We start from the raw sequence: 15009 nt of genomic DNA, 5'->3' as shown, positions 1-15009 counted from the left end.
GAAAAGTATCACTCAGTGTGTTATTAATCCAGCAAGTCTTCGTCGGATCTAACTTTCGGCAGTACTCCTTACCGCGCTCCCTAGGGCGCCGGGGTGTAGACGACCACGCGCAAGTCGGGGTGGTCAGACGGAACGAACTGGTGGTGCTCAAGCGTGATCAGGCCGGCCGTGAAATGCCGGAAAACCCGCTCACGCGACGTGAATCCCTCGATGTCGTGAGCCGCCCACGCCGAACGGAACTCCGGACTCGCCTCCTCGAGACGCGAGATCAGGTCGAGGAAAGCGGGGTCGCCGAGGCGGGGTCCGGCATCTGCTCGAAACTCGGCGACGAACCGGCGACTCGTGACATCCCAGTCCGGAAGGAGCTCCCGCACGTACGGGTCGGTGAAGACGAGCCAGAGCAGATTGCGGTCCTCGGCGCGCGCGGTGGCGACGCCAGGGTAGAGGGCGGCGTAAGCGGCATTCCACCCCGCGATGTGCCAGTCCGCAGTGACGGTGTAGGCAGGAGAGTCGGCAAGGGCATCCATGAAACGCTGCAGCTGCGTTGGTGCCGTGACGACCCTCGAGTGGGTCGCCACCGGTGCCGGCGAATACCCGGCGAGCGCGAGCAGGTAGTCGTGCTCGGTGACCGTGAGCCGGAGCGCCCGTGCGATGGCGTCGAGCACCTGACGCGACGGATGGATGTCCCGCCCCTGCTCCAGCCACGTGTACCAGGTGACGCTCACGCCGCTCAGGTACGAGACGTCTTCGCGGCGGAGCCCCGATGTGCGGGTGCGGCCGAGCGTGGGCAGGCCGGCATCCGCTCGCGAGAGGGTCTCCCGCCGCGCACGCAGGAAGGCGCCGAGCTCGGAGCGACCGTTGTCGGCACGCTTCGTCTGCGCCCGCTTCGCCTCTGCCCGCTTCGCCTCTGCCTGCTTCACCTCTGCCCGCTGCGCCTGCCGGGCCGCACCATCGTGTGTCGCCACGCGACAACGGTAATACGCCTGGTACTAGCATCCGTGAATCGTGTTTGTCGCGTGCCGATACGCGCGACCGGCGCGACGGTAGCGGCGAGACGAAGGGTCCAGTCAGAGGTTCGGCCGGTCCCGCGGCATCCGGATCGTGCCGAAGGCCGGACTGCGGGATCGGATCCGGCGAGCGCCTACCCTCGAATGGTCCGCCCACCTACGAAAGCGTCACCCGTGCCGAATGCCGAACCGAAAGCATCCGCCGACCGCACGCTGCGCATGGCGCGCGGCGGGTTCGTGCTCATCGGGCTGTTGCTCATCGCGGCGAATCTGCGCGCGTCGATCACGTCGGTGGGTCCGGTGCTCGGCGACATCCGGGCGGATCTCGGCTTCAGCGCGGTCACGGCGTCGGTGCTCATCTCCATACCGCTCGTGGCGTTCGGCGTGTTCTCGCCTGTGGCACCGCTGCTCGCGTCGCGGCTCGGCATCGAGCGCACCCTTGGCGCGGCGCTCATCGTGCTGGCCATCGGCATCGTGACGCGATCCTGGCCCGGCACCGTCACCATCTGGGTCGGAACGGTGCTGCTGGGTCTCGCGATCGCCCTGTTGAACGTGCTTCTGCCTGCGCTCGTCAAGCGCGACTATCCGACCCGCGTGGGTTCCGTCACCGGGACCTACTCGGCGGTGCAGTCCGCCTTCGCCGCCGTCGCCGCCGGAATCGCCGTACCCATCGCGGATGCCGCGCCGCACGGCTGGCGCCTCTCCCTCGGCCTCTGGGCGGGACTCGCCGTCATCGCGTTCGGCGTGCTGCTCCCGCAGCTGCGGCGCGGGCCCGACGCGCGCTCCGGGCGGTCGACGACCGCGACGACCGCGACGACCGCGACTTCTGCCCCGGAACCGTCCGTTCAGGCAGCGTCCGTCCGGGCGGCACGTGGCGTGAGGGGATACCGCTCGCCGTGGGGATCAGCCCTCGCGTGGCAGGTGACGCTGTTCCTCGGACTGCAGTCGACCATCTACTACACGGTCGTGACGTGGTGGCCGGCCATCGAGCAGTCCAGCGGGCTCTCTCCTGTCGTCGCCGGATGGCATCAGTTCGCATACCAGATGCTGGGTCTCGTCGGCACCGTGCTCGCGGCCGCGACGATCAACCGGCTGCGGGATCAGCGCCCGATCGCCGTCGCGGTGAGCGTGCTGATGTTCGTCGGCATCCTCGGCCAGTTGACGGTCCCGGCCCTCGGCCTGCTCTGGGTGTGCTCGATCGGGCTCGGCTCCGGCGGATCCATCGTGCTCGCGCTCGCCCTGCTCGGCCTCCGCACGCACCACCACGGGCAGTCGGCTGCCCTCTCCGGGATGGCCCAGTCGATCGGCTACCTGCTCGCCGCGACGGGGCCGATCGTGATCAGCGTGCTGCACGATGCGACGAACGCCTGGGCCGTGTCGCTCGTCGTGATGCTCGCGGTGGTCGTCGTACAGGTGGTGTTCGGCATCCTCGGATCCCGCGACAGGCTCATCGAGGCGCGATCACCGAAGGCGTGAGCCCTCGCTCAACCCCGGGCGCGTGACGGGGGACGTTCGCGGGCGCGACGGCGTGGCATCCGTGGACGGAACGGCAGCAGCAGGAAGACGGAGACCAGCAGGTATCCGAACACGGAGATCTTCGGGAAGAAGACGCCCAGCACGATCAGCACGACATAGCCGCCCAGGCCGGGTGTGAGGCGCGTGGTGAGGAGTGAGATCTCGTCGTCGTCGAGATCGGGGATGACGAGCTTCGCGCTCACGGCGTAGCGCCACAGCACGGAGAGCAGCGCCGAGCACAGCAGCAGCATGATCCCGTAGGTCACCGACGCGACGCGTTCAGCGCCTTCTGCGTCTCGGAACTCGCCGAGCAGTCCCGTCGCGAAGGGCAGCAGGCAGACGAAGAACAGGAGGAGGAGGTTCAGGCGGAGGAGCACCGGATCCACGCGCTCGAGGTACTCCGTCATCGTGTTGTGCCCGAGCCAGATGGTCCCGATGGTGGCGAAGCTCACGAGGAAGCCGAGGTAGCCGGGCCACTCCTTCAGGAGGGCGCCCACGAGGTTCCCTCGTGCGGCGAGCGGGATGGCGAGGTCCAGCACGAGGAGCGTCATCGCCACCGCGAAAACGCCGTCGCTGATCGCCTCCATCCGACCTTTGCCCTGTTTGAGGCGACGGTGCGGATGCCCTGGCTGTTCCCCCTGATCGACCACGGGCCCATTCTCGTGGGCTGCGACGGTCCGGCCCCGCCGGATGACCGGGTGTCGCGTTCGCGGGTCGCATCGGGTGCCGGGGTGTCGCATTCGGGGTGCGGGTCGGATCGCCCGTCATCCGGAGCCGGCGGCGGGGCAAGTCGAGTCTCTTGACAGTCAGCTTGCTTTTTGCAAGTGTTAACGCGTTCGCACGAAGAACACACCGGATACGGAACCGACAAAGGGGACCACCATGAGCATGATGTTCGTCAACCTGCCCGTCACCGATCTCGAGCGCGCCAAGGCGTTCTACGAGGCGATCGGCGGCACGGTGAATCCGAAGTTCACCGATCACAACGCGGCCTGCATCGTCGTCGACGAAGACCACAACTACTTCATGCTCGTGACGCGCGACTACTTCCAGACGTTCACGGATCTGCCCATCGGCAACCCGGCGGCGAATCCGTCGATGACGGTGGCGCTGTTCCGCGACAGCCGCGAGGAGGTCGATGCGGTCGTCGCCGACGGGCTCGCCGCAGGCGGCACAGAGGCGCGTCCGGCAGCGGACTATGGCTTCATGTACCAGCGCCAGGTGACCGATCCCGACGGCAACATCGTCGAGTTCGGCTGGATGGATCCGGTCGCCGCACAGGAGGGTCCGGAGGCGTACGCGAGCCAGCAGGCCCCGGTCCAGCAGTCCTGAGCTCGATGGCAGCGCGCGACTACGGCCAGTACGGCGGCATCACGCGAGCCCTGGAGCTCGTTGGCGAACGCTGGGCGCTGCTCATCGTGCGCGATCTGCTCGTCGGGCCACGTCGCTACGGTGAGCTCGCCGCGGGGCTTCCACGCATCCCGAGCAACATCCTGGCAGCGCGGCTCAAAGAGCTGCAGGCGGCGGGCGTCATCCGCAGGGCGCCACGTTCGCGCATCATCCTCTACGAGCTCACGCCGTACGGCCGCGAACTGGAGCCGATCGTGCTGGCGTTCGGCGCCTGGGGTTTCAAGGCGCTGGACGATCCGCGCGACGAGCAGGTCATCACGCCCGACTCGGTGACGATGGATCTGCGCACCGCGTTCCGTCCGCAGGTGGCGGCGACCCTGCCCACCACCTCGTACGCCACGCGGTTCGGCGCGGCCGAGCTGCTCGTTCGGGTGGACGGCTCGGCACTCGATGTGACACGGGGGATAGGACCGGCCGACCTCGCCTTCGCTGCCGGGCCGGACATCCGTCATCTCATCACCGGGGAACTGACCGCGGATCGGGCGATCGCCACGGGCGTCGTCGAGGTGCTCGACGGCCGGAGCGAACTGCTCGGACGCTTCGCAGACACGTTCCATCTGGCCGCCTGAGCCATCGCTCTTCCGCCCCCAGAGGGTGGCCGGGAGGTGCGAGCAGACTTCGCGACGGATGAGCCCGCACTCTCTGCACACCGGCCCACGCAGGTGGCATGCTCGTTCTCGACACCCGAACAGGGGTGGTCGCGTTCGGCGGATGACGCGGATGACGCAACGGGAGGATCGACGGATGAGTGGACAGGCGCCGGCGGGCTGGTACGAGGACGAATCCTCCGGGCTCCGCTACTGGGACGGATCCGCCTGGACCGACCGTGTCGCTGGCGCCGCGACGGCATCGCCTGCCGGCCCCATCGGCCCGGCTCGGTCTGAATCGAGCGATGTCGTTGGCTACAGCGCCGTGGCTGCGGCCGTCCTGGGTCTGATCGCCGTCGTGCTGCCGTGGACCGGTCCGGAGCTCGTCGGGATCCTGCTGCTGATCGCAGGCTTCGTGCTGTCCGGGATCGCGCTGCACAGAGGCTCGACGAAGTGGCTCGGCTACGTCGGGCTCGCGGTGTCGATCATCGGGACGATCGTCGGCGTGGTGATGTTCGTCATCGGCTTCATGCACGGGTACGTGTCGGCGGTGTCTGGCGGCTGACCAAGACCTCCGGGCGGCGTGTCGTCAGCCGCGGAGCGCGTCGCGCAGAAAGCCGATGTACCTGTCGTGGTCCGCGCGAAGGGCGACCGTCGCCGAGGGTCCGCCGGGCGACCAAGGGCGACGATCCACGATCAGCTCGCCGAGCGTGTGCTCGCCCGTGGTCTCGACCGTCACCGGGTATCGCCCCGACTCCGTGAGCACCAGGGGGTCGACGAGGTACGCGACGCACAGCGGGTCGTGCACCGGGGCATCCGGTCCGGTCTCGGCGTCGCCGGCCGTTCCGTCGCCGTCCGTTTCGATGCGGTGCCTGATGAACGCGGCCGCCGCCTGCCCGCCTGGGGTGCCGAGCGCGGCGAGCGCGTCGCAGTCTGCGACGGTGAGCGGAGCGCTGTGCGTGGCATCCAGCGGCATGACGACGACGTCGCGGATGCCGGCGGTCAACACCTCCTGTGCGGCATCCGCGTCGACCCAGATGTTGAACTCGGCCACCGCCGTGACGTTGCCGCCGGAGACCGCGCCGCCCATGAGCACGAGACGAGGGATCCGCTCGCTGAGGGCGGGATCCCTCCGCAGCGCGGCCGCCACGTTGGTGAGCGGGCCCGTCGCCACGAGGGTCACGTCGGCGTTGGCGTCGTCGCGGTAGAAGTCAACGAAGAACTCCACGGCAGGCGTCGCCTGAGCGTGACTCCGCGCGGTCGGAAGCGCGAGCGGCGCCTGGAACTCGGGGTTGTCGGCGTTCAGCACGTCCCGGGGAATCGGCAGGTCATCGCGCACGAGCGGGCGTTCGGCCCCCTCGTACACCGAGATGCTCGACCCGAGATGGTCGAGCACGCGCAGGGTGTTCTCGGTGACGTTCGGCAGTGCGACGTTGCCGTTCACCGTCGTGATCGCCAGCAGCTCGAGCTCGGGATGACCGATTGCCGCCATGATCGCTATCGCGTCGTCGGTTCCGGTGTCGCAGTCCATGATCAGTCGGGTTGGCATCCGACCATTGTGGCGCTGTCCGGCGCGGCAGGATGTCACAGTGAGCTACGACGCGACCGAGACCACCACCGAATACGCCGCGACCAGGGTGCAGCTGCACCTCAACGCCCGCTTCGACTCCTTCGTCGCCGCGTTCGAAGAGGCCGTCCCGTCGCTCACCGATGCGGATGCCTCCGCCCGCCTCACCGAGGACGGCGACTGGTCGGGCTTCGTGCGCGGCCTGCAGTGGGAGGCGCCGAGCGGATTCGTGCGCGTGTGGACCTCCCGTCCGGATGAGCTCATGCGCTTCGCCGGCAACCCGACGGCGAGCGCCGTCTGGCTGATCGTGAACCACGGCATCGGTGCCCGACTGTTCCGGCACGATCCCGCCGCGCTGCTGTACTCACCGCTGCGCCTGGAGGCGCACGCAGCGCGAGACGCCGGCACCGTGCTGGGGTTCGACGTGCCGAGCGCGAGCCTCGGCGGCTTCGGCATCAACAAGGTGGCCCAGGCCGGCGCGGAGCTGGACCGTGCTCTCGGCGACCTCATCGAAGACCTCGGGATACCACGGCCCACCGCGCTCCGCCGCTGAGTTGCGCGCCCCTGAGTCTGCACGCCGCCGAGATCGGATGCTGTTGCGGTCCGGCTGACGGTCAGACGCCGCCTGCCGTCATGCGGATGCGAGGTGCTCGCCCGCCCCCACCGCGTACGCCTCCCACAGCCAGCCCTCGAACTCTGAGTCGAGCTGCGCGGCATCCGTGATGAGGAACTGGTGCACGAAGAGCCGCTTCGTGTAGGGCGACGACCTCTGGATCCGGTCGTCCTCGATCACGCGCTGCACGTCGAAGTATCCCGAGAGGCCCTTCGCGGTGGGCCTGGCGCCCGCGAAGCCGCGCCGCACACCCTTCAGTGTGATGGTCGACTTTGCGACCGCGTAGGTGAAGGGTCCGATGCCCTCCACCATCCGGATGAACGCCCGGTACAACTCGACGGATGCCTCGGGCTGGCCTGCCAGATGTCGCTCGACGGTCCACTCGGTGTTCGCTTCGTCGCTCATGCGTCGACGCTAGGCGAGGCATCCGACATTCGACCCGACGATAGGTGTACGACCACGTCGCGTGATCGCAGCCGATCGCGGTGCCTGCGATCATGCGAACTGACCGCGGATGGAGTGGGTCAGCCGGTCGCCGTCGCCAGGATCGCGAGCTGCTGCGTCGACCGGGTCATCGCCACGTAGCGGTCGACCGCGCCCTCGATGCCGTCGCCGAAGGCATCCGGATCCACGATCACCACCAGGTCGAACTCCAGTCCCTTGACCGTGACGGGGCTGAGCGAGCGGACGCGCGGCATCCCGCGGAAGTCCGGTGCACCGATGACGCACGCCACCCCGTCTGCGCTCGACTCCAGCCACGACTCGAGGATCTCCTCGAGCTCGGTGACCGACCCGTGCACGACCGGGATGCCGCTCGTGCGGATCGAGGTCGGCACGTTCGCATCCGGGAACGCGGCACGGATCACCGGCTCCGCCTCGGTCATCACCTCGACGGGCGTGCGGTAGTTCACGCTGAGCGACGACATCGTGACCTCGCCGACGCCGACTCGGGCCAGCCGCTCCTGCCAGCTCTGCGTAAAGCCGTGTCGTGCCTGCGCCCGATCGCCGACGATCGTGAAGCTGCGAGACGGACAGCGACGCAGCAGCATCTGCCACTCGGCATCCGTCAACTCCTGTGCCTCATCGACGATGACATGGGCGAACGGCCCGGCCAGCAGGTCCGGATCGATGGCGGGCAACGCGTCCTGGTCCACGAGCGTGTTCTGCAGGTCCTCGCCGCGCAGCATCTTCATGACCATCAGCTCCGAGTCATCGGCGGCGATCAGGTCGGCGACGACCAGGTTCTTCTGCTCCTGCTCGGCGGCGACCGCCGCCTCACGCTGCCGGGAGCGCCTGATCGCCTCCGGGTCGCCGATGCGCTGACGTGCGGCATCCAGCAGCGGCAAATCGGATGTCGTCCACGCGCGCCCGTCCTCGCGCTGCAGCATCCGCACGTCATCGTCCGACAGCCAGGGCGCGCACCCCGCGAGATAGCCGGGCACGGTGAGCAGATCCGAGACGACGCCTGCCGGATCCAGCACCGGCCACGCCCGGGTGAAGGCGTGCGTGAGCGCCTCGTCCTGGGCGAGGTAGCGACGGATCAGGTGCGGGGGAGCATCCTCATCGTCGGCTTCGTCGATCAGGATCTCCAGCAGCGACTCCCACACCTGATCGCGCGCGTCGTTGTGGGTCGACCCGGGCTCGGCGGATCCGAAGGCCTCGCGCCACTGCGCCGATCCGACCTCGATCTCCGCCCACGGCGTCTCGACCGTCAGCGCGGCCGCCGGCGGCGTCTCGTACGCACGGACGGCCGCCTCCACCGCGCGCTCGAGCCCTTCGGATGCCTTCAGTGCGGCCACCCGCGCATCCCGCTCCTCGCGCGCTTCCGCGCCCTCCGGCAGCATGTCCCGCAGCGTGCAGATCTGCACGCTCTCCTCGCCGAGACTCGGCAGTACGTCGTCGACGTACGACAGGTAGGCCTGGTGCGGACCGACGAACAGCACGCCGCCACCGCCGCGGGCGAACCGGGGCTCCGAGTAGAGGAGGTACGCGGCCCTGTGCAGCGCGACGACGGTCTTGCCGGTTCCCGGACCGCCGTCGACGACCAACGGGCCGTGCGAATCGGCGCGGATGATGGCATCCTGATCCGCCTGGATCGTGCTCAGCACGTCGCGCATGCGCGACGACCGGCTCGTGCCGAGGCTCGCGATGAAGGCCGACTGGTCGTCGAGCGCCGCGTTGTGTTCCAGGCCCTCGGCGGTGAAGACCTCGTCCCAGTAGTCGCTGACACGGCCGACGCTCCAGCGATAGCGTCTCCGGCTGACGAGCCCCATCGGATTGGCGTGCGTCGCCGCGAAGAACGGCTCGGATGCCGGCGCCCGCCAGTCCACGAGCAGCCGCCGTCCGTCGTCGTCCGTGAGCCCGATGCGCCCGATGTACACGGCCTCGCCGTCTGTGGTCACCATGCGCCCGAGGCATAGGTCCAGGCCGAACCGGCGCATCAACCGCAGCTCGGATGCCAGCCGCCGCACCTCGAGATCCCGGTCCATCGACTGCTGGCCGGCCCCGCCAGGCGCGGCGCGCTCCTCGTCCAGACGCCTGTTCAGGTCATCGATCCTGGTGCGGAGGGCGGTGCCGATGGCGGCGAACTGCGCCTCGTCCCCGCCGATCAGCGCGGGATCCGCCTTCGCGGCAAGCCGCGGTGGCAGGTCGAATGCGCTGCGCGCCCCAGCACGACCGCCGGCTTCGGCCGACACTCTCGCGTCGCCTCTTCTCTCGTCACTCGCGTCAGCCGATGCCATGCATACTCCCACCTTGTTCGCGCCTCGATTTCCGGCACGATCAGCGATTCTGCCTCAACTGGGGGGCCTTGCCGCAAGGCCCCCCTCCCAAGGGATAATGGAAATGCGGGGAGGTTCGTGAAGGTTCGCTACTCGGACACCGGCGCCACCCAAACAGCCGTATAGCGCCAGAAGAGCGAGCGGCGTATCTTCACGCTCGGGATCACGGCGCGCGCCGCATCCACGATCTGCTCGAACGTCTCTTGCGGCTCTGCGGTTGGGGCCGTCATGTTCTCCGGGGTTTCGCGCGCGCGCCGGGGATGTCGCACCGCCCCGATGAGCGGGTTGAGGAACACAGAGGCGACGGACCACGGCAGATCGGCCGGAGTTTCACGCGCCAGCCCGACAATGACCAGACGGCCTCCGGGCCGCACCAATGATCGAGCAGCTGCAAGCGTCTGCGTCAAGGGCATGTGATGAAGCACCGCAACAAACGTCACCAGGTCGTAGCTCGGCTGGCCGAGAGAGACCGCCTCGAATGAGGCCTGATGCACGGTCGCCGTGTTGATGTCGGCCAGGTTGGCGCGGGCGCGCATGGCGGTCTGGACGTCCGGTTCGATACCGGTGAGATCGTGCATGACATCCGCGAGTTTGCGAAGCAGGTTTCCGGTGCCGCATCCCACATCCAGCGCGCTGAGTCCGCCGGCCCGACGAACTTTGCGGGCGTGCCGCATTATCCACGGCGTGTAGGCATCGTTGTGCGACCACGGATGCGCCGCGCTGAATCGGCCCAATCCCCGAAGCAATCCCGTCGTCATCCGGTCCACTCGTGGCAGCGTATATGCCGCTTCGGGCTGATCGAACGCGTGACGGCCGGCCGGCTCGAATCAGGTGGCGCGTCAGCGCCGCGAACTGTTCGGAGACAGCGCAGAAGGTCGCTACATCCGGAGCGGACTGGGCACTCGCGCGAGGCGTGCTGCTCAGCTATGACCTGACGGTGCAGCCGGTGACCGTCGCGGATGCCGAGGCCGCCGCATCCCTGTGGCGCCGCGGGGAGAACCTCTCGCTCGAGGACCGCCTCTGTCTGGCGCTCGGTGCTCGGCTGCAGGCCGAGGTGCTCACCGCGGATTCGGCCTGGGCGGACCGAGACGGCGTTGTGCTCGTGCGCTGATCACGCTCCCAGGTCGCCGTGGGTCACTCGCCCGTCGGCCGCGGCACGCCCTCCGGCGTCCCACTCCGACCTGTGTCCCACTTCCGCTGTCCCTTCGTGTCGCCAGAACCGTCCAGAGGCGACGTCAAGGGACAGCGGAGCGGGGGCGAATGCGCCACCGCTCGCCCGCCGATGTCGGACCCCTCCTGGACAATGGGTCACATGTCCGAACGACGCGAAATGCCCAGTCGTCACGTGAGTGCCGTCATCCGTCGGTCACGACAGCAGGTCTACAACTACGCCGCGGATGTCGACAATCTGCCGGCGTGGGCTGCCGGCCTCACGAACGCGCCGATCACACACGACGGCGACGTGCTTGTCACGGAGTCGCCGATGGGAAGCATCCGCATGACGTTCGCGCCGCGCAACGACTTCGGCGTGCTCGACCACTGGGTCACTCTGCCGTCGGGCGAGACGACGTACAACGCGCTGCGCGTGATCGACCACCCGGATGGCGCGGAGATCATCTTCACGGTGCGACAGCTCGATGCGACGGACGAGGAGTTCGCGCGAGATGCGGCACTGATCGCCGCGGATCTCGACCGGCTACGGACCATCCTCGAGGAGTCCGGGCAGTCGTAGGCATCCGGTCTCAGTCGTCCTGCTCCGTCGGCCGCACGAGCAGCTCGTTGACCACCATGTGCCGCGGGCGCGTGACCATGTAGCGAATGGCATCCGCGATGTCGGGTGCCTGGAGCCGCTCCATCGTCGCCATCCGCTTGGCCTGCGCCTCCCGCACCTCCGGACGCAGGTGCTCACGCAACTCCGTGTCAACGGCACCGGGCTCGACCACGCCCACTCGCAGGTGGCGACGGCTGAACTCCTGGCGGAACGACTCGCTGAAGGCGCCGACGCCGTGCTTCGTGAGGTTGTAGACCGCGGATCCGCGCTTCACCTGGCGTCCGGCCGTCGACGAGATGTTCACCAGATCCGCGACGCGGCGCGGGCCGCTGTCGGCCGCCGCCAGCAGATGCGGAAGCGCCGCCTCGGTCACGGAGAGCAGCGCGCGGAGGTTGAGGTCGAGCATCCGGTCCCACTCCTCGATGGGTGCACCCTCGATGGGGCCGAGCAGCATGACGCCCGCGTTGTTCACCAGGATGTCCAGCCGCCCCCACTCATCGACCGTGCGTGCGACCGCCGTGCGCGCCTGATCGCGGTCGGTGACATCGGCTTCGACGACCAGCGCTGTCGACCCCGCGGATGCCAGTTCCTGCGCCAGCCCCTCCAGCCGATCGCGTCGACGTGCGATGAGCGCAACGCTCGCGCCCTCCGCGGCGAGCGCCCGCGCGGTCGCCTCCCCGATCCCGCTCGACGCTCCGGTCACGACGGCCACCGTCCCGTTCAGTTCACCCATGGGATCAGGGTAGGTGCCGCACGCGGCTCACCGAAGTGCGGACGACGCGGTCGCCGCATCCCGGTTCCGCTGTCCCTTCGCGTCGCGGGATCCGTCGAGGAGCGACATCAAGGGACAGCGGAACGAGGGTGCCGCGCACGTTTCCCTGTGACTCCGCGCGCCGCTACCGACGCGGCGTCAGGCCGAGGAGCCTGCGGGCGTCCCGCACGATCCGCAGGGCTTCCGCCTCGGATGCGGGGCCCTCGACGCCGAGCAGCCTCTGCCTGTGGCGTTCGCCGAGCAGCAGGGAGAACAGGGCGGGCGCGAGCTCGCCGGCCTCCTCGCCGTGCTCGTGCACGAGATGCGCGCGCAGCGCAACGATGTGGCGGGCGTCGGTGCTTTCGTAGAACGCCCTGGCGAGCTCCGGAAAGCGCGGCGCCTCGGCGATGACCAGGCGGTGCAGGCCGACCAGATCTTCCGAGTGGATGCGCACGACGATGCGCGTGGCGAGCGACTCGAGCGTGTCGCCCGTGGTGTCGGATCCGTGGCTGATCCCGCCGGCGAGGGCCTCCACCATGGCGGCGAAGAGTCCTTCTTTGTCGCCGTAGTCCGTGTAGATGGTGCGTTTGGTGACCCCGGATGCGCGCGCCAGCTCATCGAGACTGGACCCCTGGTATCCGCGCTCCAGGAAGACGGCGAGCGAGCGTTCCAGCATCCGCTCCCGCCGCTCCTCCCGCTGTTCGGCCGTCGGACGGCCACGACGCGGCTCCTCGACTGCCACCTTCATGACGGCCTCCCGATCCCGCTGCGCACGGCGTATGATTTCCTCTGTAATGATACTCACCGGTGTCATTTACAACAGGCGCCCACGAGACGCCGGGAGGAGAACCGTTCCATGGCCGATCCGGCGCGGACGACGCGAACCACGTCCGCTCGCACGACCCGTCCTGCTCCGTCCCGCTCCACACGCCGCCCGAAGCTGGGCGACGCCGAGCGGCAGCGGCTGACGGAGTACTACACGCACATGATGCTCATCCGCCGCTTCGAGGAGCGCGCGCAGCGCGCCTATACCGAAGCCCTGATCGGCGGATATTGCCACCTCAACCTCGGCGAAGAGGCCGCGATCGTCGGTCTGCTCGGCGAGCTGAACCCCGACGACTACCTGTTCACGAACTACCGCGAGCACGGCTATGCGCTGAACCGCGGCATCGAGCCGCGACGGGTGATGGCCGAGCTCTACGGCCGCGTCGACGGCGTCTCCAAGGGCTGGGGCGGCTCGATGCACATGTTCGACGTGACGCACCGCCTGCTCGGCGGATACGGCATCGTCGGCGGCCAACTGCCTATCGCCACCGGCGCGGCGCTCGCGCTGCAGTACCAGGGCCGGTCCGAGATCGTCATGTGCACCATGGGCGACGGCACCACGGCGACCGGCGCGTTTCACGAGTCGCTGAACCTCGCCGGCCTCTGGGACCTTCCGATCGTCTACGTCATCATCAACAACGGCCTCGGCATGGGAACGGATGTCGCGCACTCGTCCGCGGAACCCGACCTGTACAAGCGCGGCGCCGCCTACCGCATCGAATCCGCTCGAGTGAACGGACTCGATCCGGAGGAGACCGCCGCCGCCGCGAAGAAGGCCGTCGCGGTAGCGCGATCCGGACGTCCGTATCTGCTCGAGGTGATGACCGAGCGCCTTCGCGGGCACTCCGTCGTCGACCCGGCCAAGTACCGCAGCGCGGAGACGGTCGAGCTTCTCAAGGAGAACGATCCCGTGCACACGTTCGCGGCCACGCTCAAGAAGGCCGGCGTGCTCGACGACACGGAGCTGGCAGAGATCGACCGGCAGGCGACGGCGATCGTCGACGATGCGGCGTCGTTCGCGTCATCCAGCCCGAATCCGGATGTCTCGACCCTCTTCGACTACACGTACGCCACACCGGTCGCGAACGATTCGCGTCGATACCCGGGCGATCCGCTGTTCCCGGCGCTTCCCTCCCCGGCTCTGGCCACCACCGCGCAGGCTTCCGGGAGGATCGCATGACCGAGATGACCTACCGGCAGGCGCTGCACGACACGCTGCGCGAGGAGCTGCTGCGCGACGAGAACGTGATGCTGATCGGCGAGGAGATCGGCATCTTCGACGGCTCGTACAAGATCACCGCCGGCCTGCTCAAGGAGTTCGGCGCGCGCCGCGTGCGCGACACCCCCATCTCCGAGGAGGGCTTCACCGGCGCGGCGATCGGCGCCGCGATGCTGGGCCTCCGGCCGGTCGTGGAGATCATGACCATCAACTTCTCGCTGCTCGCGCTCGACCAGATCGTGAACCATGCGGCGAAGATCCACGGCATGTTCGGCGGACAGCTGGGCGTGCCGATGGTAATCCGCACGCCGGGCGGCGGCGGGCAGCAGCTGGGCGCATCCCACTCGCAGAACATCGAGCTGTACTACGCGTTCGTGCCCGGGATGAAGGTGGTCGCCCCGTCGACGCCGGCCGACGCGAAGGCGCTGCTGATGGCATCCATCCGAGACGACGACCCGGTGCTGTTCCTCGAGAACCTCGCGCTCTACAACACGAAGGGCGACGTGCCCGACCACGTGGAGCCGGCCGAGATCGGCAAAGCCAAGGTCACGCGCACCGGCAAGGACCTCACGCTCATCGGATACTCCCGGATGGCCCTGGTCGCCCAGCAGGTCGCCGACCGTCTGGCCGAGACCGAGGGTCTCGACATCGAGGTGGTCGACCTGCGCAGCCTGCGTCCACTCGACCGCGACACGGTGATCGAGTCCGTGAAGAAGACGAACGCGGCGGTCGTGCTCGAGGACGACTGGCTCACGTACGGCATCGGCGCAGAGATCGCCGCATCCATCTCCGACGGAGCGTTCGACTACCTGGATGCCCCCGTGCGGCGCGTGGCCATGGCCGAGGTTCCGCTGCCTTATGCGAAGCCGCTCGAGACCGCGGCGCTGCCGTCGGTCTACGACGTCGTGAACGCCGTGCACCAGACGCTCGACGCCGTCGGACGGCGGCGCTGAGCGCTCCGGAC

General features: G+C 68.6%; 17 protein-coding genes. 9 read left to right on the top strand and 8 right to left on the bottom strand.

Going from position 1 to position 15009, the window contains the following annotated elements; genetic code table 11:
- Positions 1-80: 80 nt before the first annotated feature.
- A complete protein-coding gene (locus tag ACX9R5_RS03530; protein WP_459407613.1) occupies positions 81-965 on the bottom strand; it encodes a helix-turn-helix transcriptional regulator in 885 nt (294 codons plus the stop codon).
- A 216-nt stretch (positions 966-1181) separates the two neighbouring features.
- Here ACX9R5_RS03530 and ACX9R5_RS03525 point away from each other — a divergent pair, with 216 nt between their 5' ends.
- Complete coding sequence (locus ACX9R5_RS03525) at positions 1182-2483, top strand: MFS transporter (protein WP_459407612.1); 1302 nt, start codon at positions 1182-1184, stop codon at positions 2481-2483.
- 8 nt (positions 2484-2491) lie between these two features.
- Here ACX9R5_RS03525 and ACX9R5_RS03520 read toward each other — a convergent pair whose 3' ends face one another.
- The gene (locus ACX9R5_RS03520) at positions 2492-3172 is read right to left on the bottom strand and encodes a TMEM175 family protein (RefSeq protein ID WP_459407611.1); all 681 of its coding nucleotides are present in this window, start codon (positions 3170-3172) and stop codon (positions 2492-2494) included.
- A 232-nt stretch (positions 3173-3404) separates the two neighbouring features.
- Between ACX9R5_RS03520 and ACX9R5_RS03515 the strand changes: the two genes are divergently transcribed.
- From ACX9R5_RS03515 to ACX9R5_RS03505, 3 genes are all read left to right on the top strand, one after another.
- Positions 3405-3854 carry a VOC family protein gene (locus ACX9R5_RS03515; RefSeq protein ID WP_459407610.1) on the top strand — a complete coding sequence of 150 codons (450 nt, stop codon included), beginning with the start codon at positions 3405-3407 and terminating at the stop codon, positions 3852-3854.
- Between the two features lie 5 nt (positions 3855-3859).
- The gene (locus ACX9R5_RS03510; protein ID WP_459407609.1) at positions 3860-4501 is read left to right on the top strand and encodes a winged helix-turn-helix transcriptional regulator; all 642 of its coding nucleotides are present in this window, start codon (positions 3860-3862) and stop codon (positions 4499-4501) included.
- 175 nt (positions 4502-4676) lie between these two features.
- Positions 4677-5084, top strand: a complete 408-nt coding sequence (locus tag ACX9R5_RS03505) for a DUF2510 domain-containing protein (RefSeq protein WP_459407608.1) — start codon at positions 4677-4679, stop codon at positions 5082-5084.
- 24 nt (positions 5085-5108) lie between these two features.
- Here the strand turns inward: ACX9R5_RS03505 and ACX9R5_RS03500 are convergent, their stop codons facing one another.
- Positions 5109-6068: a nucleoside hydrolase gene (locus ACX9R5_RS03500; protein ID WP_459407607.1), complete on the bottom strand. Its 960-nt coding sequence runs from the start codon at positions 6066-6068 to the stop codon at positions 5109-5111.
- A 40-nt stretch (positions 6069-6108) separates the two neighbouring features.
- On the opposite strand from ACX9R5_RS03500, the gene ACX9R5_RS03495 reads away from it, so the two are divergent.
- A complete protein-coding gene (locus ACX9R5_RS03495; RefSeq protein WP_459407606.1) occupies positions 6109-6639 on the top strand; it encodes a hypothetical protein in 531 nt (176 codons plus the stop codon).
- Between the two features lie 78 nt (positions 6640-6717).
- Here ACX9R5_RS03495 and ACX9R5_RS03490 read toward each other — a convergent pair whose 3' ends face one another.
- The 3 genes from ACX9R5_RS03490 to ACX9R5_RS03480 all read right to left on the bottom strand — a co-directional run bounded on the left by ACX9R5_RS03490 (position 6718) and on the right by ACX9R5_RS03480 (position 10237).
- Positions 6718-7104 (bottom strand): DUF5655 domain-containing protein, encoded by a 387-nt coding sequence (locus ACX9R5_RS03490; protein WP_459407605.1) that lies wholly within the window; start codon positions 7102-7104, stop codon positions 6718-6720.
- Between the two features lie 119 nt (positions 7105-7223).
- Positions 7224-9395 (bottom strand): RNA polymerase recycling motor ATPase HelR, encoded by a 2172-nt coding sequence (gene helR, locus ACX9R5_RS03485; RefSeq protein ID WP_459407604.1) that lies wholly within the window; start codon positions 9393-9395, stop codon positions 7224-7226.
- Between the two features lie 173 nt (positions 9396-9568).
- Positions 9569-10237 carry a class I SAM-dependent methyltransferase gene (locus ACX9R5_RS03480; protein ID WP_459409029.1) on the bottom strand — a complete coding sequence of 223 codons (669 nt, stop codon included), beginning with the start codon at positions 10235-10237 and terminating at the stop codon, positions 9569-9571.
- A gap of 23 nt (positions 10238-10260) precedes the next feature.
- Here ACX9R5_RS03480 and ACX9R5_RS03475 point away from each other — a divergent pair, with 23 nt between their 5' ends.
- On the top strand, positions 10261-10590 hold the full coding sequence (locus tag ACX9R5_RS03475; RefSeq protein WP_459409028.1) for a PIN domain-containing protein: 330 nt from the start codon (positions 10261-10263) through the stop codon (positions 10588-10590).
- Between the two features lie 201 nt (positions 10591-10791).
- On the top strand, positions 10792-11211 hold the full coding sequence (locus tag ACX9R5_RS03470; protein ID WP_459407603.1) for an SRPBCC family protein: 420 nt from the start codon (positions 10792-10794) through the stop codon (positions 11209-11211).
- A 10-nt stretch (positions 11212-11221) separates the two neighbouring features.
- Here the strand turns inward: ACX9R5_RS03470 and ACX9R5_RS03465 are convergent, their stop codons facing one another.
- Both ACX9R5_RS03465 and ACX9R5_RS03460 read right to left on the bottom strand, forming a co-directional pair.
- Positions 11222-11983, bottom strand: a complete 762-nt coding sequence (locus tag ACX9R5_RS03465; protein WP_459407602.1) for an SDR family NAD(P)-dependent oxidoreductase — start codon at positions 11981-11983, stop codon at positions 11222-11224.
- A 163-nt stretch (positions 11984-12146) separates the two neighbouring features.
- Positions 12147-12749 (bottom strand): TetR/AcrR family transcriptional regulator, encoded by a 603-nt coding sequence (locus ACX9R5_RS03460; RefSeq protein ID WP_459407601.1) that lies wholly within the window; start codon positions 12747-12749, stop codon positions 12147-12149.
- Positions 12750-12857: 108 nt separating this feature from the next.
- Between ACX9R5_RS03460 and pdhA the strand changes: the two genes are divergently transcribed.
- Positions 12858-14006 (top strand): pyruvate dehydrogenase (acetyl-transferring) E1 component subunit alpha, encoded by a 1149-nt coding sequence (pdhA, locus tag ACX9R5_RS03455; protein ID WP_459407600.1) that lies wholly within the window; start codon positions 12858-12860, stop codon positions 14004-14006.
- On the top strand, positions 14003-14998 hold the full coding sequence (locus ACX9R5_RS03450; RefSeq protein WP_459407599.1) for an alpha-ketoacid dehydrogenase subunit beta: 996 nt from the start codon (positions 14003-14005) through the stop codon (positions 14996-14998). Before pdhA ends, ACX9R5_RS03450 begins: the two co-directional genes overlap by 4 nt.
- Positions 14999-15009 lie beyond the last annotated feature (11 nt).

The organism is Rathayibacter sp. CAU 1779 (assembly GCF_054551755.1).
The sequence above is the reverse complement of the archived record's forward strand: the minus strand, read 5'-3'. Positions and strand labels throughout refer to the sequence as shown.

Excerpts from the sequence above, each read along its gene's own strand:
- ACX9R5_RS03500 (WP_459407607.1), bottom strand. The coding sequence starts at position 6,068 with ATGCCAACCCGACTGATCATGGACTGCGACACCGGAACCGACGACGCG.
- ACX9R5_RS03480 (WP_459409029.1), bottom strand. The coding sequence starts at position 10,237 with ATGACGACGGGATTGCTTCGGGGATTGGGCCGATTCAGCGCGGCGCAT.
- ACX9R5_RS03510 (WP_459407609.1), top strand. The coding sequence starts at position 3,860 with ATGGCAGCGCGCGACTACGGCCAGTACGGCGGCATCACGCGAGCCCTG.
- ACX9R5_RS03490 (WP_459407605.1), bottom strand. The coding sequence starts at position 7,104 with ATGAGCGACGAAGCGAACACCGAGTGGACCGTCGAGCGACATCTGGCA.
- ACX9R5_RS03460 (WP_459407601.1), bottom strand. The coding sequence starts at position 12,749 with ATGAAGGTGGCAGTCGAGGAGCCGCGTCGTGGCCGTCCGACGGCCGAA.
- ACX9R5_RS03465 (WP_459407602.1), bottom strand. The coding sequence starts at position 11,983 with ATGGGTGAACTGAACGGGACGGTGGCCGTCGTGACCGGAGCGTCGAGC.
- ACX9R5_RS03505 (WP_459407608.1), top strand. The coding sequence starts at position 4,677 with ATGAGTGGACAGGCGCCGGCGGGCTGGTACGAGGACGAATCCTCCGGG.
- ACX9R5_RS03470 (WP_459407603.1), top strand. The coding sequence starts at position 10,792 with ATGTCCGAACGACGCGAAATGCCCAGTCGTCACGTGAGTGCCGTCATC.
- ACX9R5_RS03515 (WP_459407610.1), top strand. The coding sequence starts at position 3,405 with ATGAGCATGATGTTCGTCAACCTGCCCGTCACCGATCTCGAGCGCGCC.
- pdhA (WP_459407600.1), top strand. The coding sequence starts at position 12,858 with ATGGCCGATCCGGCGCGGACGACGCGAACCACGTCCGCTCGCACGACC.
- ACX9R5_RS03475 (WP_459409028.1), top strand. The coding sequence starts at position 10,261 with ATGCCGCTTCGGGCTGATCGAACGCGTGACGGCCGGCCGGCTCGAATC.
- ACX9R5_RS03450 (WP_459407599.1), top strand. The coding sequence starts at position 14,003 with ATGACCGAGATGACCTACCGGCAGGCGCTGCACGACACGCTGCGCGAG.